This window comes from Symbiobacterium turbinis, from assembly GCF_055383075.1.
This window is the reverse complement of sequence record NZ_AP042433.1, coordinates 3,763,566-3,783,074: the sequence shown is the minus strand read 5'-3', so window position 1 is coordinate 3,783,074 and position 19,509 is coordinate 3,763,566. Positions and strand designations below refer to the sequence as shown.

The following is a 19,509-nucleotide window of genomic DNA, read 5'->3' as shown; positions in this document are numbered from 1 at the left end:
TGGCCCTCGGGCGCTCAGCCCTCATCTTCGGGCATCGGATGCCCGGCGGGGTCGTGGAAGATCTCCGGATCGACATCGCCGTACACATCGATGAACGCGATGGCGCCCTTGTCGACCGCCCGGGAGATGGAGTGGTCGAGCAGCTGGTACCGGCCGGGAACCTCCGCGGTGAACTCCACGATGACGGCCCCGCCGGCGGGGATCAGGGTGGCGCCGATGTTGTGGATGACGTCGGTCCCGCCCTCCACGTAGACCACGTCAAAGATCTCGCCGATCACGTGCAGCGACGAGGCCAGGTTGGGCCCGGCGTTGCCGACGAAGAGCCGGATGCGCTCGCCGACCCGGGCGGTCATCCGCTGATCACCCGTGAGCGCCTGGAAGGCGCCGTTGAAGACCACGTAGTTGGGCTGCTCCCTGAACATGAGGTCGCCTTCGAAGGGCTGGTGCCCGCCGTCGGTGTGGCGGCCGGCCGCGTACACCTCGCCCTGCATCACGTAAAACTCCCGGTCGACCGGCGGCAGCCCCTCCTCGGGCTCCACCAGAATCAGGCCGTACATGCCCTGGGCGATGTGCGTGGGGATGTGCGGCGACGCGCAGTGGTAAATGTAGAGGCCGGGGTTCATGGCCTTGAAGGTGAAGGTCTTCCTCTCCCCCGGGGCCACCTGCGTCGACATCGCGCCGCCGCCGGGACCCGTCACGGCGTGCAGGTCGATGGAGTGGATGTTGCCCGAGTCCTCGGCGTTCTTCAAGGTCAGTTCGACGGTGTCGCCGACCCGCACCCGGATGAACGGCCCGGGCACAGTGCCGTTGAACGTCCAGTAGGTGTACGTGGTACCGTCAGCCAGCACGCCGTCCAGTTCCACCGTCTCCAGTTCCACCTTCACGCGTTCGGGCCCGCGCCTCTCGATGGGGCCGGGCAGGTCGGCCGGGCTGTGCCGGATGTCGGCAGCGTCTGTCCGCGGGGTCCCGAACTCCTTCTGCGGGCGCACCGTGCGGGCGAGGTTCTCCACCTCCCACGCGAGGTCCTCTATCTCTTCATTACGGTTCTGACCCGAAATCCATGCTGCAAGGCCGACTGCCAGCGCAAGCGCCGCGACGGCGCCGGCAATCCATGCGGCGAATCGCTTTCCCATGCGTTACCTCCTCCCCGCCTCTGACGGCAGCAGCAGCCATATCGGTGTGTGGTGTCGCCATGTGCGGGATATCCTTTGATGCTCGTCGCTATTGTAAGTTTCACACAGCTTCTCTATCCGTGACCTGGATCACAGGAGGGCGCATGGGGGCACGCAGGCGCGAAAAAACCGGAGGCAGGTCCGCGAGCGACCTGCCTCCTGCCGCTTACCGGTCATACCCGGCGAGCTCTGAGGGCTGGGGGAGCTTCAGCTCCATCCCCGCGAAGATCTGATCCGGATCCTCCAACCCATTCAGCGCTTCAATGTCTCCGGCGTAAATGTGGGTGTTGTAGTACTTCTGGCTGATCTCGTAGAGGGTTTCGTTCGGCTGCACGATGTGGACGGCGGGGACGGCTTCGAGGGTCGTCATGGCGGGGGCGCTTCCGTCTTCGGCCCCGGCCCCGATCGCGGCCTCATCCCCTTCCATCGGAGCGGCCCCGGCCTCAGTCGGATTCGCGGCGACCGTCGGATCGGACGCCGGGGCGCCGGTCAGCGGCGTCCCGTTCTCGGGCTCCGCCAGCTGCTCCAGCGGGTTGGTGCTCTCGGCCGGGGTCTGCGCACGCTGATTCAGGGCCACGAGCGCGAGGCTGATGATCAGGACCAGCGCCGCCACCCCGCCGATCACCAGCGACGTCCGGGTCTTGGATGGCATGGTCTGCATGGTTTCCCTCCTCTCTGCCAGCCCATTCTTGGGCTTCAGTGAGAGTATTTCCACGCAAACCATGAACTAAACATCAAATTTGCTGAATTCCGCAGGAAAGCGGTCAAGCGCTCTGCCGCGCCGCCTCCTGGGCGGGGCGCACGGCCAGGTAGTACCACAGCGTGACGAATCCCGACGTCGCCAGGCCGAGCCACCCGGCCACGGCAAACGGCGAGGCGAGACCGGCCAGGGCCTGGGTGACCGGCGGGCCCGAGATCGAGCCCAGCGAGAAGGCCGCGCTGAGGAGCCCGAACGCCACGCCGCGGCGCCCGGCGCCGGCCGCGTCGGCGTTCAGTGCCGACACCGCCGGGAAAACCAGTCCGAAGCCCAGCCCGTAGATGAAGAGCCAGGCGGCGAAGGCCAGGGGACCGGTGCCGTAGGACAGGCCGAGATGACCCGCGCCGGCGAGGGCCATGCCCACGAAGATGGGCTGGTGCCGCCCCCACCGGTCCGCCGCCCGCGACAGCGGCGGAACGAAGGCGATGACCGCGCCGAGGCCAAACGCAGATAGCGTCATGCCGATGGTCGCGGAGGACATGCCCATGTCGTGCCCCTTCAGCGGATAGGCATAGAACAGCACGTTCTGCAGGAACATCAAGGCGTACGCCACCAGGGCGGCGGCGCCCATGCCGACCATGTTGATGCGCCCGGGGGCCGGCTCACCCTGGGCCTCGGATGCGCCGCGGGCGGGTGCGGGCTCCAGCCGGGGCCGGACCAGGAAGGTGAAGAGCCCCACCGTGCCCACCAGGCCCACCAGTGTGAACACGCTGGCGGCCGCGCCGAGGCTGGTGAGCAGCCGGCCGCTGACCGCGGAGGCCAGCATGGAGGCGACGGCGATCACGAGGCCCATCCGGGCCATGGCCGCGCCGCGCTGGCTGCGGGGAAGGCCGTCGGACACCGTCGCCATGGCGGCCGGCGCCACCCCGGCGATGGCCAGGCCGTGCAGGGCGCGCACCCCGACCAGCCCCGCGGTGGAATCGGGAACCAGGTGGGCCAGCCCCGTCACCACCATGGCCAGGAGCCCTGCCCCGGCCACGGCCATGCGGTCCACCTTGTCGGCCAGCAAGCCGAACATGACGTTGCCCACCAGGTTCGCCACGCTGTACGCCGTGGCCGCCCAGGCCACCGCCTCGGGTGCGCCGAAACCCACCGCGAGCCATGCCAGAATGGGCGACCAGGCCAGTTGATCGTAAAAGCTGGTCCAGACCAGCACATGTGCCAGCGTTCGACGCTTGATCACGCTCTCGCTCCTTCTCTGCGCAACGCGCCTGTCTGATGTCCCTCAGGTTCGCCCCGCGGGCGTCGCGATCCTGCCCTGACCAGGCAGGAAGAGCCCAGTCGGCCCCCTCCCCAGTCCTATTATATCTAGGGTATATAGTACTTCCGGTCGTTAAACTCTAGACTTATCGACCTATACAATATTGCCTGCCATTTGTGATATCATCGAAGTGGTTGGATCGCGGACGGGAAGGAGGACACCGCAGCATGAGACGCCCGATCAGACAACGGCCGATAAGGCCTCAACATTCGCCCAATACGATTAGCCGGGAGCTCGACTGGCTCGTCGACCAGTGGCGGGTGTCCAGCCCGGAGGAACGGCTGCAGATCGTCCTGGCCAAGATCCGGGCTGAGGAGCGCCTCGAAGAGGACGTTGGGCCCGCCCGCTGAGGAATCGCCCTGGCAAAAGCCCCCGCTGCAGTGGCTGCAGCGGGGGCTTGCGCTGTCATGCCTCAGCCGGCCAGCCGCTCCATCTCGTCCAGGAGCCGCGCGAACACATCCAGGGCCTGCTGAACAGGCTCGGGCGACGTCATGTCGACGCCGGCCTCCTTCAACAGGTTCGTGGAGTAATCGGAGGAACCGCTCTTCAGGAAGGTGAGATAGCGTTCGACCGCCGGCTGACCCTCCGTCAGCACCTGGTGGCTCAGGGAGGCCGCGGCGGAGATGCCCGTCGCGTACTGATACACGTAGAAAGCCGAGTAGAAGTGCGGGATGCGGGCCCACTCGATCGCGATGAGGTCGTCGACCACCATGCCCTCGGTGCCGTAGTACCGCTTGTTGAGATCGTAGTAGATCTCGTCCAGCACATCCGCCGTCAGCGCCTGGCCGCCTTCCACCCGCTGGTGGGTGATGTGCTCAAACTCGGCAAACATCGTCTGGCGGTACAGGGTGGTGCGGAACGACTCGAGCTGGTGGTTGATCAGGTACATCTTCAGCTTCGGGTCGTCGGTGCTCTTCAGCAGGTAGTCGGTGAGCAGGGCCTCGTTGAACGTGGAGGCCACCTCGGCGACGAAGATGGTGTACCCGGCGTAGTGGTAAGGCTGGTGCTTGCGGCTGAAGTAGGAGTGCATGGAGTGGCCCAGCTCGTGCGCCAGGGTGAACATGGAGTCCAGGTTGTCCTGGTAGTTCATCAGGATGAACGGCTTGGTGGTATAGGCGCCGAAGGAGTAGGCCCCCGAGCGCTTGCCCTCGTTCTCGTAGATGTCCACCCACCGATCCTCGGTCATGCCCCGGCGCGCCACCTCGCAGTACTCCTCACCCAGCGGCGCGAGGGCCTTCAGGATCGTGTCGACGGCCTCCTCGTAGGGGACCTTCTTGTCGACGTCCGGCACCATCGGGGTGTACACGTCGTACATGTGCAGCTCGTCGAGCCCCAGCATCCGCCGGCGCAGCTGCATGTAGCGGTGCAGCGACGGCAGGTTCTTGTGCACCGTCGCGATGAGGTTGTCGTAGACGCTCTCGGGGACGTTGGTGGCGGACAGGGCCGCGGCCCGGGCCGAGGGGTAGCGCCGCGCCCTGGCGTAGAAAACGTCCTTCTTCACCGAGTTGGCGTACGTGGCCGCCAGGGTGTTGCGGAACTTGTTGTAGGTGGTGTAGAGCGCCTCAAACGCCTGCTTCCTCACCTCGCGCACCGGGCTCTCCATGAAGCGCAGGTAGCGGCCGTGGGTGAGCTCCACTTCGTTGCCCTGCTCGTCCTTGATGCTTGGGAACTTCAGATCGGCGTGGTTCAGCTTGCCGAAGATGTCCTGCGACGCGGCCCCCACCTCGCCCACCTGGGCCAGGAGCTCCTCCACCTCCGGCGAGCGGACGTGCTCCTTCTCCCGAAGGGTGTCCTCCAGTTCGTGCCGGTAGGCGGCCAGGCCCGGCTCCTGGTCCATCCAGGCCCGAATCGTCTCGCTCGGGATGGCCAGGATCTCCGGCGTGAGGAACGCCCCGGCGGCGGCCACCCTGGAGTAGAGCGACATGCTCCTCCCCGACAGGGCCTGATAGGTGGAGTTGGTGGTGTCCTCGTCCTCCTTCATCCGGGCGTAGACCACCACCTGCTCCAGCAGCTTGGAGATCTCATCGCGCGCCTGCAGGGCCCGGAGCAGCGTACCGGCCGACTCCCCGAGCCGCCCCTGATACGCGGTCAGCTGGGGGATCATCGCCTCGACTCTCGCGTAGTCCTTCTCCCAGGCTTCGACTGTGTCGTAAACCGAATCCAGGTCCCACTTGTGCTCGTCTGGCACCTCGTGCCGCTTCTTCAGCTTCACTGACAACCCGTCCCTCCCGGCAGATTGACCTTTCCCAAAGGTCTATTCTACCACGTCGCCCTTCATCCTACCTGCACCCCTGCCGCAGAAACCGATCGTTGCGCGCGCCTGCGCCGAAAGGCGCAGCCCGCATCCTGTCCATCCGGCGGACTGGCTTACGGCATGAACTAACGTTATGATAAGAGATGTGATGGTTTAACCAATGTAACTTTTAATTCACACAAAGGAGTGCACACCTCTTGACCACTGACGCGCAACCCCGATCCAGGGCCGCGGCCAGTCGCTGGCCCGGCCTCATTCTCACGTTCTGCGTCGCCACCGTCGCGTGGCTGCTGGGCGACCGCTTCCCGCTGATCGGCGGGGCTGTGTTCGGCGTCCTCCTGGGGATGCTGCTGCAGGCGACCGGCCGCATCGGCGACCAGTTCCGGCCGGGCATCCGGTTCAGCTCCAAGCAGATTCTGCAGGCCTCCGTCATCCTGCTGGGCGCGGGGCTGAGCCTCAGCCAGATCGTCACGACCGGCGTCAGCTCGCTGGCGGTCATGCTCAGCACGCTGGCGGCCTGCCTGCTCGCCGCATACCTGCTGGGCCGGGCCATGGGAATCCCCGGCAATCTCACGACGCTCATCGGCGTGGGCACGGCCATCTGCGGCGGTTCGGCCATCGCGGCGGTCGCCCCGGTCATCGAGGCGGAGGACCAGGAAGTGGCCTATGCGATCTCCACGATCTTTCTGTTCAACGTCGCGGCCGTGCTCCTCTTCCCCCCGCTTGGCCACCTGCTCGACCTGAGCCAGTCGGCCTTCGGCCTCTGGGCCGGCACGGCCGTCAACGATACATCCTCGGTCGTCGCCGCCGGCTACCTGTACGGGCAGGAGGCCGGCACGTACGCGACCGTGGTCAAGCTGACCCGCACCACGCTCATCGTGCCCATCGCGCTCACCCTGGCCGCGCTGCGGGCAAACAGGCGGCGCCGGGAGGGCGGCAGCGGCGCACAGGTCAGCGTGGGCAAGCTGATTCCCTGGTTCATCGTGTGGTTCCTGGTGGCCGCCCTGCTGAACACCGTCGGGGCGCTGCCCGCGCCCGTGGTGGAGCTGGCCACCTTCGCTGCCAAGTTCCTGATCGTGGTCGCCCTGACCGCCGTGGGCCTGTCCGCGGACTTCCGCCAGATGGCCCGCACAGGGTTCAAGCCGCTGCTGCTCGGCTTCCTGCTCTGGGCCGTGGTGGCCAGCACCAGCCTGGTGGTGCAGTCGATGACGGGACAGCTCTAGGCTGGCCCGTCATGGCAGGCCAAAACTGAGGCGGTCCCGCCGAGTGCGGCGGGACCGCCCTTTTGCGTCTGTCCGCTCAGACGTATGAGTGCATCCCGGAAACCAGCAGGTTCACGCCCACCAGCGTGAACATCACGATGACGAACCCCAGTGCGGCCACCCATGCGGCGGGGCGCCCCTCCCAGCCCCGCACGATGCGCATGTGCAGGTAGCCGGAGTAGAAGAGCCAGGTGATCAGGGCCCAGGTCTCCTTCGGATCCCACGCCCAGTAGCGGCCCCAGGCCTTCTGTGCCCAGATCATCGCAAAGACCAGCGCGCCCAGGGTAAAGAGCGGGAAACCCACCGCAATGCCCCGGTACGAAACCTCATCCAGCAGCTTCGGGTTCATGTTGCCGACGGCACGGGTGCCCAGCTCGCGCAGCGGTACACGGGCGGTGAGCCGAATCAGGCCGTACAGGATGGTGCCGGCGACGGTGGAGAGCAGCAGGGTGTTCAGATTCTTGGCCGCGTACGCCCCGCGCATCCAGGTCGGCGCGTGCACCAGCGGCAGCTGCAGCCCGAGGAACGTCGCCTCGCCCCTGACGGAGCCCACGGGGCCGATGAAGGGTGGCAGGGTGTACTCCAGCACCGTCACCCCGCCGGCCAGGTTGGTCACCTCGGCGCTGTAGCCGCCGATCTTGAAGCCCAGGGCCAGAACGATGAAGCCCGTGAGGATGGCCCCGCAGAAGAAGGTGAACTCCAGGGCTGCCTCCTCCCACTGGTTCGTCTGCTCCTTGCGCACCCGGAGGAGGTACATCAACGCCGCGCCGAACGAGACGGCGAAGGCGCCCTCGCCCAGGGCCGCGAACGAGACGTGCAGCGGCAGCCAGACCGACTGCAGCACGGGCACCAGCGGCCTGACCTCGGTGGGAAACACCGAGGCGTAGGCGATGACCACCACGCCCACAGGGGCCACGAAGGCGCCCAGCCCCGGCAGCTTGTACCAGGCCGAGAGGATCACGAAGAACAGCATGATGGACCAGCCCATGAAGGACATGTACTCAAACATGTTGGCCAGGGGCACCTGTCCCGAGCCGATCCAGCGAGCGGCGATTGCCAGCCCCTGCAGAATCACGCCGGCGACGGCCGCCTTGTACCCGTGGCTGCCCAGGCGGTCGGCCAGGTCGAAGTAACGGGGGTCGCGGCGGCGCAGCGTGAGGCGCGTCACGTAGAGAACCGCCGACGCCAGGTAGGCGACAAACGCTCCCAGGAACAGGTAGCTTGACACCTGGATCATCGCTCTTCTCCCTCCATTTCGTCGGCCAATGCGTATCGCTCAGGGTCCAGGTGGTGGGCAATCTGCAGGGTCTCCCGTTCGAAGGAGCCCTGGTTGCGGTTGGTCCAGCCGCCCACGACCACCTGCCCGTCCTCGGTGAAGGCCCAGTAGCGGCGGTGTGCGATGTAGAACGTGGCAAATACGCCCACGGTCATGACGAGCAGGCCGATGTAGATGACCGGCAGCCCCAGGTCCTTCTTCACCTGCAGCCCCGAGGTGTAGACCGTCGTGACGTCCTGTGTCACGAACCTGACCGGGGTCGTGTCATCGAACTCCACGCCGGGGTAGAGCGGGAAGAACCACGTGGTGAACGGGTCGGCGTCGGGCGGCGTCACCTGCAGCACCAGCCCCGGGTTGTGGACCCTGCTGGAGCGGGTGGCGGGCTGGCCGTCCTCGTCGATGCCGAAGTCGGGGAAATAGGACACCAGTTCCAGCCGGTAGCCGCCCACGGTATACACCCGGTCCGGCTGGATGAGGTCCAGCGTGAAGCGGTCGATCTCTGCCCCGCTCTGCCTGTCCACCAGCGCGATCTCCGCCTGGCCGTAGTCGGCGTAGTACGAGGACTGGTAGAGCTCCACCCTGTTGTGAGCCAGCGGCTCGTTCATTGCGATGGTCTCGGTCTTGACCGCGTTGCCGTTCGCGTCGATCACCCGGGTGTGAGTCATGTAGCTCTTGGGCTGGCCGGTTTCGTAGTACTCCACCTCGAAGCCGAGGCTCTCCACGTAGAAGTCGCTGCCCGGAACCTTGACGATCTCGCCGTCCCGCACCCAGATGAACTGCTCCAGGTAGACCCCGGGCAGGGCGCGCATCCCCGCGCCGATCAGCACCAGCAGGAGCCCGATGTGCGTGATGTACGGCCCCCAGCGGCCCAAGCGGCCCTTGTCGGCGTACAGGCGGCCTTCCTGCTCGATCACCAGGTAACGCCTGGCCTTCAGCGCCGCCGCCAGCTCCCCGTACGGCGCATCGCCCGTCGCCGGGAACGTGAAGCCGTGTCTCAGCCGGCGGACGAACTCCTTGTCCGGCGCCGGGTTCGGCCGCTGCACGGCCCGCCACAGCGGCACGAACCGCTCAATGGAGCAGATCACCAGCGACGCGGCGATCATGAAGAGCAGCGTCAGGTACCACCAGGATGAGTACGCGTGGGTCATCCCCGTACGCAGCAGGAGCATGCCGAACACGGGGCCATAGCGCTGCGGGTAGAACTCCTCGGGAGGCAGACTGGAGGCGTACATGCCTTCCTGCTCGATCAGCGTCCCGCCGATGGAGGCGACGGCCAGCAGGAAGAGCAGCACCGTGGCCACCCGCACCGAGGCGAAGAAATCCCAGGTCCGGTCCAGCAGATCCTTCTGCGGCTTCACGCCCTGCTCGTCCACGGTCCACCCCTCCTACAGAATGCAGCTCCAGCGCTTCACGCAGCTGGTCCCGCGTGATGGCCCCCGTCCACTTGCCACGCACCACGCCGTCCCGGTCGATGAAGTACGTGGTCGGCAGCGGCACGATCTGGTACAGCCGGGCCACGTTGCTGCCCCGGTCGACGAGGATGGGGAACGTGAGCTCCAGCTCCTCCTGGAACGCGGTGATGGCCAGGTCGGTCTCGTCCAGGTCGATGCCCAGCACCACGAGGCCCTGGTCCGCGTAGAGCCGGTGGGCCTCCTCCAGCACCGGCATCTCTTCCTCACAGTAGCGGCACCAGGTAGCGAAGAAGTTGAGCAGCACCGCCTTCCCCTTCAGGTCAGAAAGGCGGTACGACTCGCCGGTGACCGTCTTCAGCTCGAAATCGGGCGCGGCGCCGCCGACAGGCACCCCGCCCGATGCGGTGGCGTTCGTGTTGGGCCAGAGCAGAAGGTAGCCCAACCAGACCGCCGCGAGCGCGAGCGTGATGGCCGAGGTCACTCGCTTATACCTGGGATAGCGCGTCACCCTTCATCCCCTCCCCCGCTCAGCCGGGCGATCGCCTCGTGGGCCGCCCCAATCTGCTTGTCGATGAGCTCCGGCTGCTCGGCGTACTTCAGCGTGTGCTCCCGCTCCGCGGGGGCCGCCTCGAGGTAGCGCTGGTACATGGCCACCGCGGCGTCCGTCTCCCCCTCCACCTCGTACACCCAGGCCAGGTTGAAGATCGCCCACAGGTAGCTGGGGTCCTGTTCGAGCACGGCGAGCAGGGTTTCCTCCGCCTTCTCCGCGTCGCCGGCGTAGTAGTAGCTGAGGCCCAGGTAGGTCCCCGCGAAGAGGTTCTCCGGCTCGGCGCGCAGCACCGTGTTGAAGGCGGTGATGGCCTTGCGGAACTCGCTCACCGCCGCTGACCGGTGGCCCTGGTTGAGCAGGCTCACGCCGGTCTCCAGGAAGAAGTTGGCCTGGGCCAGGGGGGTCATGGCCTCGATGGCGGCCTGGTCAATCCCCGGAGTCGGGTAGAGGCCGGTGCCTGTCACCGCGGCGCTCCGCGCGAGCCAGGCGCCGCTGACCAGGCCGGAGCCGAAAAGCAGCAGGGCGCACAGCGCCAGGGCGGTCACATAGGCCGGGCGTCTGCCCAGGCCCGGGGCCCTGACAGGGCCGCCACTGAGTCCGGCCGCTCGGGGCTGGCCCCTGGGCCGGGAGTCCTTGCGCGGGTCCGCCGTCCGGCCGCCGCACAGGTCGCAGTACCGGCCGGCGGTTTCGTGGCCGCAGGAGGGACAGGTTGGCATCGGCAAACCTCCTCTGACTCGAACAGTGGTTCATCCGCTATCGACAACGTTAACAGGTTCAGACAATGAAGGGCTATGGATCCAGGGACGGATTCGGAGGATAGGCCGTCCGTCGATTCGCACTGTGACGAAATGCCTATAGTCGGCGGCAACCACCTGCCCGGGACGACCCGCCCGGCCGCCGCGCGGCGTGCCGCGCCGGACAACTCCTTCCATAAAGGCGCCGCGTTGCCTCGCAAAATAGTTAATGGTACGAATTACTCAGCACGAAAATAGGCCCTTTTTGCGACCGAAAGGGGGCACGCCGCTTCATAGGCAAACATCTGTAAGGACTTTATCATGGAACATGGGTGCCACTGCTCTCTGGAGGTGAGCCCATGCACACCAGCATCGCGACCAAGTTCATGATCGGTGTCACGGCCGTGCTCGTCATCGTGCTGGGCCTCAACCTGGGCCATGACATCCGGCACCAGCGGGCCCTGGCGGAAGAGGACCTGCGGGAGCAGGCGCGCATGGTCGCGACCCAGCTGATCGCGATGCGGGAGTACATCGCCCGCAATCAGGACCGGATCAACTGGGACAGCGAGGGCCATTTCGAGTTCAAGTACCTCAACCCCGCGGCCGTCGGCCGCGGCGTCGGCAAGATCTTCGCCGAGATGTCGGATTACCAGTACAAGCAGACCCGGCTCGAAGTGCGCAGCGCCGAGAACCAGCCCGACCCGTTTGAGGTGGATGCCCTGCGCCGCTTTGCCAGCGACCCGGGCCTCGCGGAGATCGTCGGCTACACCGAGGAAGGCGGCGAACGGATCTTCCGCTACATGGTCCCCCTGAAGATGGAGCCGTCGTGCCTGCCGTGCCACGGTCCCCCGGCGGGAGTGCTGGACATCGCCGGCTACCCCAGAGAAGGGCTGGTCGTGGGAGAGCTGGCCGGCGCGCTGTCGATCTCCATCCCCACCGAGCGGTTCGAAGCCCGGCTCACCCAGGCCATCCGCAGCCGCGCGACGGGCATCGCCCTGGTGACCGGGCTCTCGCTGGCCCTCATCGGCTTCCTGAACCACCAACTGGTGGCCCGCCCCCTCGCCGCCCTGGCCGGGGTCACCCGGCGCATCGGGCAGGGCAGGTGGGAGGTGCCCGAGGAGGAGGTGCGCGACCTCAGGGCCCACCTGGAGACTGCGCCCCTGGTCGATGCCATCAAGGCCATGTCAGACGAACTGCAGGCGCTCTACCGGAACCTGGAGCAGAAGGTGGAGGAGCGCACCCGCCAACTGAAGGAGGCGCACGCCGACCTGGAGGAGCTGCACCGGAGCCAGACGGAGTTCTACTCCGCGATGACCCATGAGTTCCGCACGCCGCTGACGTCGATCATCGGCTTCACCCAGCTCCTCCTCAGCCCCGGGGGCGAGCCCCTCACCCCGAGTCAGCGCGATCACCTCACCGACATCCTCGAAAGCGCGCAGCGGCTCCTCCAGTTGGTGAATGACCTGCTGGACGCGTCGCGCCTGCAAGCGGGCCAGATGCGACTTTCGATCGCCGCCGTCGACCTGAGCGAGGCGGCGCGGGAGGCCTGCGCCGTCGTGCGGCCTCTGGCCCGGGAGCGGGAGATCGCCGTCGCCTGCGCCATTCCCGCCGACCTGCCGCTGGTGGCGGCGGACGATCTGCGGGTGCTGCAGATCCTGCTGAACCTGCTCAGCAACGCGATCAAGTTCACCCAGGTCGGCGGCCAGGTCACCCTGCAGGCCGAGGCCTGCGAGGGCTTCGTGCAGGTGTCGGTCCGCGACAACGGCCCCGGCATCCCGGTCGAGGACCAGGAAGTGATCTTCCAGCTCTTCCGGCGGGGCTCCGCCCATGAGCGCACAGGGGGATCGGGGCTGGGGCTCGCCCTGGCGAAGCTCCTGGTGGAGCTGCACGGGGGCCGGATCTGGGTGGAGAGCGAACCGGGATGCGGCTCCACGTTCCACTTCACCATACCCGTTCACGGAGGTGAACCGCAGTGTCCGTAGCCCGCCGTATTCTGGTGGCCGACGACGACCCGAAGACGCTGAAGGTCCTGGAACACGCGCTTACGGCCGAGGGCTTCGAGGTCATCGGGGCCAGCGACGGCCAGGAGGCCCTGGATCTCGCCCTGTCGCAGCACCCGGACCTGGTCATTCTCGACGTCATGATGCCGAAGCTGGACGGCTTTGCGGTCTGCGGGCGCATCCGCGCCGCGTCGGCGGTGCCGATCCTGCTCCTCACCGCCAAGGGCGACAGCGTCGACAAGGTGGTGGGCTTCCGCCTGGGCGCCGACGACTACGTGACCAAGCCCTTCGACCTGAACGAGCTGGTGCTGCGTGTGCACGCCATCTTGCGCCGGCTACCCACGCTGCCCGAGAGCCGCACCCTGCGGTTCGGCCCCCTGGAGATCAACAAGAGCACCCGCACGGTGCGCGTGGGCGACCGGACTCCGGAACTCACCCCGAAGGAGTTCGACCTGCTCTGGCTCATGGCCAGCCACCCGGGCCACCCCTTCACCCGGGAGTCGCTGCTGGCCCGTGTGTGGCACGGCGATGCACCCACCGATCAGTCCACCGTCACCGTCTGCATACGCCGGCTGCGGGAGAAGGTCGAGGAGAATCCGGCCGAGCCCAGGTGGATCAAGACGGTATGGGGAATCGGCTACAAGTTCGATCCGGCGGGCGCTGACTAGCAGCGCCCGCCGCTTTCTTGCGATTCATCAAAACCCAAGAACCGTGTAAGCCCCGTGTAATCAATCGCTGCTACGCTGAAAGTGAGGGGAAAGGAGGTGATGCAATGCTGAACAGATGGGGCAAGGGGGCCCTCATCGCCCTCGGCGCCCTGGGGGGCGCGTTCCTGATCCTGGCGTTCGCCCTGCAGGTGCCGGCCATCGGCCAGACGATCGGTTCGCCTGCGGCGTGCGGAACCTGCCATGTCATGACCGATCAGGCGCTCTCCCTCGAACGGGGGGTCCACCGCGACCTCGCGTGCGTGGAATGCCACATTCCCTCAGGCTTCTTCGCCAAACCGATCGAGGAGGTCAAGGCCGCCACACGCCACGCGGCCGTGTTTCTGACCAACTCGACCCCCGATGTGATCATGACCACCCAGTCTTCGCGCGAGATCATCCAGGCCCAGTGCATCGAATGCCACGCCGGATGGCTGCGCGAGACCTCCCTGGCCGACCACCCGACCGATGGACTCATGTGCTTCGAGTGTCACCGTGAGACCACGCACGGTCTCCCACTCCGTAATTGATCAGGATAGGAGGCAGCGCGAATCATGAACCGCAAGTGGACCATCGCCATCGGGGCTGCCCTGGCGGTCATCCTGGTGGGCGTGGGTGCGTTCACCTTCGTCTCCAACAAGAGCGAGGCCGTCGAGGGTCCCGCCATTACGATCTCGCCGGACGAAACCGATCCGGAGGCCTTCAAGCTGCTGTATCCCGCGCACTACGATTCCTGGGCCCGCAACGCCGAGCTGAACCCGCCGGCGCTGAAGTACGGCTCCACGCCGAAGAAGCACAGCCGCCTCGACCAGTTCCCCTACATGCGCACGCTCTGGGCGGGCTACGGGTTCTCGAAGGAGTACAACGAGGCCCGCGGCCACATGTACGTGCTGGATGACGTGATCGGCGGCAACGGAACCGAGCCCACCCAGCGCATCAACGAAAACACCAACCTCACCTGTATGTACTGCAAGTCGGCCCAGACGCCCCAGCTGATCGAGCAGATGGGCGATGCCTTCTACAACACGAAGCTCCTGGCCGACAACAACACCGAACTCTTCAAGCATCCTGTCTCCTGTTCCGACTGTCATGATCCGCAGACGATGGAGCTGCGCATCACCCGCCCGGCGCTGGTCGAAGCCATGGAGCGGATCGGCCGGCCCGTGGAGAAGGCCACCCGCCAGGAGATGCGGTCCCTCGTCTGCGCCCAGTGCCACGTGGAGTACTTCTTCAACCCCAACGACGCCAACCGGGTCTACTTCCCGTGGGACAAGGGCTTTGAGCCGGAAGACATGTACGCCTACTACGAGGAGATCGGCTTCTCCGACTGGGTGCACCCCCAGACCGGCGGCGGCATGCTGAAGGCTCAGCACCCCGAGTACGAAATGTTCCAGGGCAGCGCCCACCAGCGGGCCGGCCTCTCCTGCGCCGACTGCCACATGCCGTACATGACGCAGGGGAACACCAAGATCTCCTCGCACTGGCTCACCTCCCCCTTCCGCACCTTCGAGCAGTCCTGTGCGCAGTGCCACAGGGAGAGCCAGGAAGAGATGGGCCAGCGGGTTCTGCACACGCAGGACCGCGTGAAGGAGGCCCTGGACCGGGCCGGCATGGCGAACCAGGACGCCATTCTGGCGATCGAGAAGGCCATCGCCGCCGGTGTGGACGAGGAGATCATCAACGAGGCCCGTGCCCTGCACCGCGAGGCCCAGTTCTACTGGGATCTGGCGTCAGCCGAGAACTCCTTCGGCTTCCACAACCCGCAGAAGTTCCTTGAAACCATCGCGGACTCCATCGACCTGGCCCGCCAGGCCGAGCTGGTGGTCACGCGCGCGATGAAGTAAGCCTGCCCTGACATCCATAGCCCCGACTGCGCCGCCGCGGCGCAGTCGGGGTCTCTATATATTAATGAAGGGATCCGCCAACCCATCGGCTCCCGGCAAAAATGTGATACAATCGGTGGCGAGTTTTTGCGACAGAGGAGCGAACCTGCCGTGCACACCTATCCCGTTTCCATCGCGTCGGACACCCACACTCTCGCCGGAACCCTCGTCCTGCCGGAAGGCGCCAGCGGCGACTCGCCGGTGCCTGCAGCCGTCGTCATCGGCGGACCCGACCCGCTGCCCCTGGAGCGCACGGGGCAGGGTGGCACGAAGAACTGGCCGCTCCGCTGGGCCGAGGCCTTCGGCGCGGTCGGCCTGGGCTGCCTCTGCTACGACCAGCGGGGCAGCGGCGAGTCCACGGGGCTGTACCAGGATGCCGACTGGGATGACCTCTACGACGACGCCGTGGCAGCAACCGAGATGCTGGCGCTCCAGCCCGAGGTCAGGTGCGTGGCCGCGGTGGCCTGGGCGGACGCCGCCGGCTTCGCCCTGCGCCTCGCCGCCGAGGGCAAGGTGCAGGGGCTGATCCTGCTGGCCGCAGGCGCGCGCACAGCCGAGGCCAGGTACAGCGAACAGGTGCGCCGCCTCGCCGCCAGCCGGGGCCTGTCGGAGCGGGTTGTCCAGCTCCGCATCCGCCAGTGGCAGGCGCAGGTGCAGGCCGTGCGCGATCGCATTGCGGCCGGAGAGAGCGTCGCGGAGACCGACATCGGTGGCCGGCGCATCGTCACCAATCTGCGCCGCTTCCTGGCCGTGAGCGAGTTTGATCCCGCAGCCGCCGCCCGGCAGGTTGCGGTGCCCGTGCTGCTGCTGCACGGCGCAGCCGACGGCGTGGTTCCCCCCCTGGAATCCGAACTGCTGCGTGCCGCTTTCCCGGGTCCGGTGGAGCGGCGCGTCTACCTGGAGGAAGGCCACTTCCTCTATCGCTCAGAGCGGGCAATGGCAGATGCCGTGCGCTGGATGAGTATCTGGGGGAAGGAGTTGCCGATCGATAGCTAGAAAGGTTCTGGCATAAATTGACCAGGGGGGACTCCTGATGTCACCCATCGGCAGCGCGCGGCTCTTCATGGTCATCATCTTCATTCAGGTCGCGACGGGCGTCTGCCTCTTCGCGTTCCCAGAAGAGTTCCCGTCCGTGCTCTACGCGCCGCTGGCCCCGGTGACCGCTCGCATGGCTACCGCGCTGCTGACCGGTGGAATCCTGCTCAGCCTCGCCCTGCGCTACTCCCCGCGCCGCGCGGTGCTGCGGTGGCTGCTGGTGCTGGCCGCCCTCCCCCTCGCCGTGCTGGCCTGGGTGATCCTGCAGTCCGGCGGTCTGACCGGCGCCGTCGCCTATGCCCTGCTGGCCGTCAGCCTCATCGTCATCGGATGGACAGAGGTGGCCGAACCCTTCCCGCTCGCGCTGGGCGCCATTCAGGCCGCCGTCGGACTGTTCCTGCTCGCGGCGCCGGGCGTCCTGGCCTCCCCGGCCTTCGACCCGATCCGCCCCATCCTGCCCGCGCTGGGCGCGCTGGGCCTCCTGAGCGGCACCCTCCTCCTCATGCGGCAGCGGCTCTCGCCGGGCCTGCGGCCGTGGGCCGACCGGTTCGGCGCAGTCCTGCCGGCGATGATGGTGTACACCTTCTGGCTTTCCGGGGCGTGGACCGGCGTGCTGCTGTGGGCGGCCCTGGGCGCAGGCACCCTGCTGCGCGGTGCGTCACGCTCGGCCGCCGGGAAAGAGGGCGGACATGCTGCGGACGAAGACCCGGGCGAACAATGGGCCACCCAGACCCTGACCCACACCGAGAGCGTCTGCTGGCTTCTCGTCCTGCTGGTGGTCAGCATCGCCGCGCTGCTCGGCGACGAGGCGAAGGCCGCGCTGCCCAACGCCGCCCTCTTCGTGCTGCTGATCGGCGGCGGCCAGCTGCTCTCCTACTGGGGACGCTCGCTGGGGCTCAGCTCGCAGGTCAGGCTCAACATGCTCCTGTTCCTCCTGGGCATCGCCATCAGCCTCATGTTGCGGTCGGCGATCGCCCCTGCACTTCTGCCGATCTTGCCAGGCATTCCCATGGTCGCCGCGGTGACCGGCGGGCGACGGGGCGGCTACGCCATGCTGGGGGCCGTTCTCACCACCTTGATTCTGGCCCACCTGCTGCTTCCGGAGGCGTCGCCGCGCCCCCTGCTGTTTTACGTGACGGGCTTGCTGCTTCTGGCCATGATCGGCGCCGCGTGGGTGCACGCCGCAACGGCGCACCGGTCTCTCTTCTACCAGCTGGCCGCGGCCTCCCGGGACCTGGCCCGCAAGAACCACGAGCTGCAGGAGGCCAACGAGGAGCTCGCCGCCCAGCGTGAGACCCTGGCGGCGCAGCAGGATGAGCTGCTCCGGCAGCATCGCATGCTGGTCGAGCAGGCGATGGCGCTCAGTGCGCAGCGGGACGAACTGGTGGAGAGCGAGGGGCGGTTCCGCACCGCGTTTGAACACGCGCCGATCGGCGTCGCCCTGGTGGATCTGAACCTGGTGATCATGCGGGCCAACCCGGCCCTGCATACCATGCTGGGCTACAACCCCGGTGAACTGACCGGCGTCAGCTTTGGGCAGATTACCCATCCCGACGACGCGCAGGTCCAGGAATCGCTCCTGCACGCCGTGCGGGACGGAGAGATGGGAAACTGCACACTGGAGGAGCGGTGCCTCCACCGTGACGGCAAGACCCTGTGGGTCTCCGTCAGCGTGGCCCTGGTCCGGGACCCGCACGGCGCCCCGCGGTATTATGTGGCGCAGGTCATGGATGTGACCGGCCGCCGGCAGGCCGAGGAACAGCTGCGGCGCCTGGCCCACCATGACCCCCTGACCAACCTGGCCAACCGGCGCTTCTTCCACCGCCTGCTGGAGGCCGCCCTGGCCGATCCTGCGACGCCCCGCGGCGCCCTCCTCTTCCTGGACTTCGACGACTTCAAGTTCGTCAACGACACCCTGGGCCACCTGGCCGGCGACAACCTGCTGCGCTCTCTGGCCCAGTTGATGACCACCACACTGGGGGGCCGCGGCTCGATCGCCCGCCTGGGCGGGGACGAGTTCGGCGTGCTGGTGCCAGGCGTTGACGCGGCGGAGGCCGAGACCCTGGCGCAGGATCTGCTGGCCGCGGTCCGCTCCCAGATCGCGTCCGTCCACGAGTGCCCGGCGGCCGCAACCGTCTCGATCGGCATCGCCCTCTACCCGGACCACGGCCGCACGGCGGAGTCGCTGATGCGTCACGCGGACCACGCGATGTACCGGGCCAAGAACAGCGGGGGCGACCGCTACCGCATCTACTCCCCCGTCGATCCGGCGGGCGGGCACGAGCAGCAGGGCGCCTGGGAGCGCCGCATCCGCGCAGCCCTCTCGGAGGACCGCTTTACGCTGCTGTTTCAGCCCATCCTGGATCTCCGCCGGAACGAGGTCACCCAGTACGAGGCCCTGCTCAGAATGGTGGGGCCCGACGGGCGGCTCATTCTGCCCGGCGAGTTCCTGCCGGCAGCAGAGTCGGCAGGCCTCATGCCCGAAATCGACCGCTGGGTCATCCGCCGGGCCGCCGAGACCATCGCCCGCGAGCAGGCCAGAGGCCGGCAGATCGCCCTGTCGGTCAACCTCTCCGGACAGGCCCTCGCGGACTCCGGGCTGGTACCCTTCGTGCGCGGGCTGATCGACAGATACCAGATCCGGCCCGGGTCCCTGCGGTTCGAGGTCACCGAGTCTGCCGCGGTAAGCGATCTGGAGCAGGCGGCGTCCTGCATCTCGGCCCTGTCCGACCTCGGCTGCGACTTCGCGCTGGACGATTTCGGGGCCGGCTTCTCGTCGCTCCTCTATCTGAAACGCCTGCCCGTGCGGACCCTCAAGATCGACGGGGGCTTCATCGAGCAGCTGCCCGAAAACCCTGTGGACCAGAACCTGGTGAAGGCCATGGTGACCATGGCCCGCGGGCTGGGAATCGAGACCGTCGCCGAATACGTCAGCAGCGACCGCACCCTGAGCATGCTGCGGGAATGCGGGGTGGATGCCGCCCAGGGCTTCCACGTGGGCCGGCCGGGCCCCCTGCCGGAGTAGGTGCGCCGGCGCTCCCGCGCCCTTGTCCGGAAGCTCCGGTCAGGTTACAATACTGCCGGCACGCAGGCAGGCTGCGTAGAAGGCGCGACACAGCCCGGGAGGAATCACCTGCGTGATTCTCCCGGGCTTTTCGTTTGCCCCGTTCAGGGCCGGACACAGCTGCGTGCGCAAGACGACTTGGAGA

At 67.2% G+C, this 19,509-nt stretch carries 15 protein-coding genes and 1 pseudogene; 8 read left to right on the top strand and 8 right to left on the bottom strand.

The window, feature by feature from the left end; all coding sequences use genetic code 11:
- Window positions 1-14 precede the first annotated feature (14 nt).
- The 3 genes from nirK to ACZ45O_RS18110 form a co-directional block, all read right to left on the bottom strand.
- On the bottom strand, window positions 15-1,133 hold the full coding sequence (gene nirK / locus ACZ45O_RS18120; RefSeq protein ID WP_464854917.1) for a copper-containing nitrite reductase: 1,119 nt from the start codon (window positions 1,131-1,133) through the stop codon (window positions 15-17).
- Window positions 1,134-1,338: 205 nt separating this feature from the next.
- Entirely contained in the window at window positions 1,339-1,833 is a 495-nt protein-coding gene (locus tag ACZ45O_RS18115; protein ID WP_464854916.1) for a LysM peptidoglycan-binding domain-containing protein, read from the bottom strand.
- 103 nt (window positions 1,834-1,936) lie between these two features.
- Window positions 1,937-3,112: an MFS transporter gene (locus ACZ45O_RS18110; RefSeq protein WP_464854915.1), complete on the bottom strand. Its 1,176-nt coding sequence runs from the start codon at window positions 3,110-3,112 to the stop codon at window positions 1,937-1,939.
- A 245-nt stretch (window positions 3,113-3,357) separates the two neighbouring features.
- Here ACZ45O_RS18110 and ACZ45O_RS18105 point away from each other — a divergent pair, with 245 nt between their 5' ends.
- Window positions 3,358-3,540, top strand: a complete 183-nt coding sequence (locus ACZ45O_RS18105) for a hypothetical protein (protein WP_464854914.1) — start codon at window positions 3,358-3,360, stop codon at window positions 3,538-3,540.
- Between the two features lie 62 nt (window positions 3,541-3,602).
- Here ACZ45O_RS18105 and pepF read toward each other — a convergent pair whose 3' ends face one another.
- Entirely contained in the window at window positions 3,603-5,402 is a 1,800-nt protein-coding gene (gene pepF / locus ACZ45O_RS18100) for an oligoendopeptidase F (protein ID WP_464857835.1), read from the bottom strand.
- A gap of 239 nt (window positions 5,403-5,641) precedes the next feature.
- Here pepF and ACZ45O_RS18095 point away from each other — a divergent pair, with 239 nt between their 5' ends.
- On the top strand, window positions 5,642-6,667 hold the full coding sequence (locus tag ACZ45O_RS18095; protein ID WP_464854913.1) for a YeiH family protein: 1,026 nt from the start codon (window positions 5,642-5,644) through the stop codon (window positions 6,665-6,667).
- Window positions 6,668-6,743: 76 nt separating this feature from the next.
- On the opposite strand, the gene ccsB is transcribed toward ACZ45O_RS18095, so the two are convergent.
- From ccsB to ACZ45O_RS18075, 4 genes and pseudogenes are all read right to left on the bottom strand, one after another.
- Window positions 6,744-7,943 (bottom strand): c-type cytochrome biogenesis protein CcsB, encoded by a 1,200-nt coding sequence (gene ccsB / locus ACZ45O_RS18090; RefSeq protein ID WP_464854912.1) that lies wholly within the window; start codon window positions 7,941-7,943, stop codon window positions 6,744-6,746.
- The gene (gene resB / locus ACZ45O_RS18085; protein WP_464854911.1) at window positions 7,940-9,355 is read right to left on the bottom strand and encodes a cytochrome c biogenesis protein ResB; all 1,416 of its coding nucleotides are present in this window, start codon (window positions 9,353-9,355) and stop codon (window positions 7,940-7,942) included. The genes ccsB and resB overlap by 4 nt, the downstream gene beginning before the upstream one ends.
- A 40-nt stretch (window positions 9,356-9,395) precedes the next feature.
- Window positions 9,396-9,785: pseudogene (locus ACZ45O_RS18080) on the bottom strand (redoxin domain-containing protein); the annotation flags it as partial.
- 113 nt (window positions 9,786-9,898) lie between these two features.
- Entirely contained in the window at window positions 9,899-10,660 is a 762-nt protein-coding gene (locus ACZ45O_RS18075) for a tetratricopeptide repeat protein (RefSeq protein ID WP_464854910.1), read from the bottom strand.
- A gap of 377 nt (window positions 10,661-11,037) precedes the next feature.
- Between ACZ45O_RS18075 and ACZ45O_RS18070 the strand changes: the two genes are divergently transcribed.
- From ACZ45O_RS18070 to ACZ45O_RS18045, 6 genes are all read left to right on the top strand, one after another.
- Window positions 11,038-12,660, top strand: coding sequence for a sensor histidine kinase (locus tag ACZ45O_RS18070; RefSeq protein WP_464854909.1), 1,623 nt, complete (start codon window positions 11,038-11,040; stop codon window positions 12,658-12,660).
- Complete coding sequence (locus ACZ45O_RS18065) at window positions 12,651-13,346, top strand: response regulator transcription factor (RefSeq protein WP_464854908.1); 696 nt, start codon at window positions 12,651-12,653, stop codon at window positions 13,344-13,346. The genes ACZ45O_RS18070 and ACZ45O_RS18065 overlap by 10 nt, the downstream gene beginning before the upstream one ends.
- 104 nt (window positions 13,347-13,450) lie before the next feature.
- Complete coding sequence (locus ACZ45O_RS18060; RefSeq protein ID WP_464854907.1) at window positions 13,451-13,912, top strand: cytochrome c3 family protein; 462 nt, start codon at window positions 13,451-13,453, stop codon at window positions 13,910-13,912.
- Between the two features lie 24 nt (window positions 13,913-13,936).
- Window positions 13,937-15,226 (top strand): ammonia-forming cytochrome c nitrite reductase subunit c552, encoded by a 1,290-nt coding sequence (locus ACZ45O_RS18055; RefSeq protein ID WP_464854906.1) that lies wholly within the window; start codon window positions 13,937-13,939, stop codon window positions 15,224-15,226.
- A 150-nt stretch (window positions 15,227-15,376) separates the two neighbouring features.
- The gene (locus ACZ45O_RS18050; protein ID WP_464854905.1) at window positions 15,377-16,261 is read left to right on the top strand and encodes an alpha/beta fold hydrolase; all 885 of its coding nucleotides are present in this window, start codon (window positions 15,377-15,379) and stop codon (window positions 16,259-16,261) included.
- A 37-nt stretch (window positions 16,262-16,298) separates the two neighbouring features.
- The gene (locus ACZ45O_RS18045; RefSeq protein ID WP_464854904.1) at window positions 16,299-19,325 is read left to right on the top strand and encodes a putative bifunctional diguanylate cyclase/phosphodiesterase; all 3,027 of its coding nucleotides are present in this window, start codon (window positions 16,299-16,301) and stop codon (window positions 19,323-19,325) included.
- Window positions 19,326-19,509 lie beyond the last annotated feature (184 nt).

Bases quoted from the DNA above. Each gene is read 5' to 3' on its own strand.
- nirK (WP_464854917.1), bottom strand. From the start codon at position 1,133: ATGGGAAAGCGATTCGCCGCATGGATTGCCGGCGCCGTCGCGGCGCTT.
- ACZ45O_RS18115 (WP_464854916.1), bottom strand. From the start codon at position 1,833: ATGCAGACCATGCCATCCAAGACCCGGACGTCGCTGGTGATCGGCGGG.
- ACZ45O_RS18105 (WP_464854914.1), top strand. From the start codon at position 3,358: ATGAGACGCCCGATCAGACAACGGCCGATAAGGCCTCAACATTCGCCC.
- ccsB (WP_464854912.1), bottom strand. From the start codon at position 7,943: ATGATCCAGGTGTCAAGCTACCTGTTCCTGGGAGCGTTTGTCGCCTAC.
- ACZ45O_RS18075 (WP_464854910.1), bottom strand. From the start codon at position 10,660: ATGCCAACCTGTCCCTCCTGCGGCCACGAAACCGCCGGCCGGTACTGC.
- ACZ45O_RS18070 (WP_464854909.1), top strand. From the start codon at position 11,038: ATGCACACCAGCATCGCGACCAAGTTCATGATCGGTGTCACGGCCGTG.
- ACZ45O_RS18060 (WP_464854907.1), top strand. From the start codon at position 13,451: ATGCTGAACAGATGGGGCAAGGGGGCCCTCATCGCCCTCGGCGCCCTG.
- ACZ45O_RS18055 (WP_464854906.1), top strand. From the start codon at position 13,937: ATGAACCGCAAGTGGACCATCGCCATCGGGGCTGCCCTGGCGGTCATC.
- ACZ45O_RS18045 (WP_464854904.1), top strand. From the start codon at position 16,299: ATGTCACCCATCGGCAGCGCGCGGCTCTTCATGGTCATCATCTTCATT.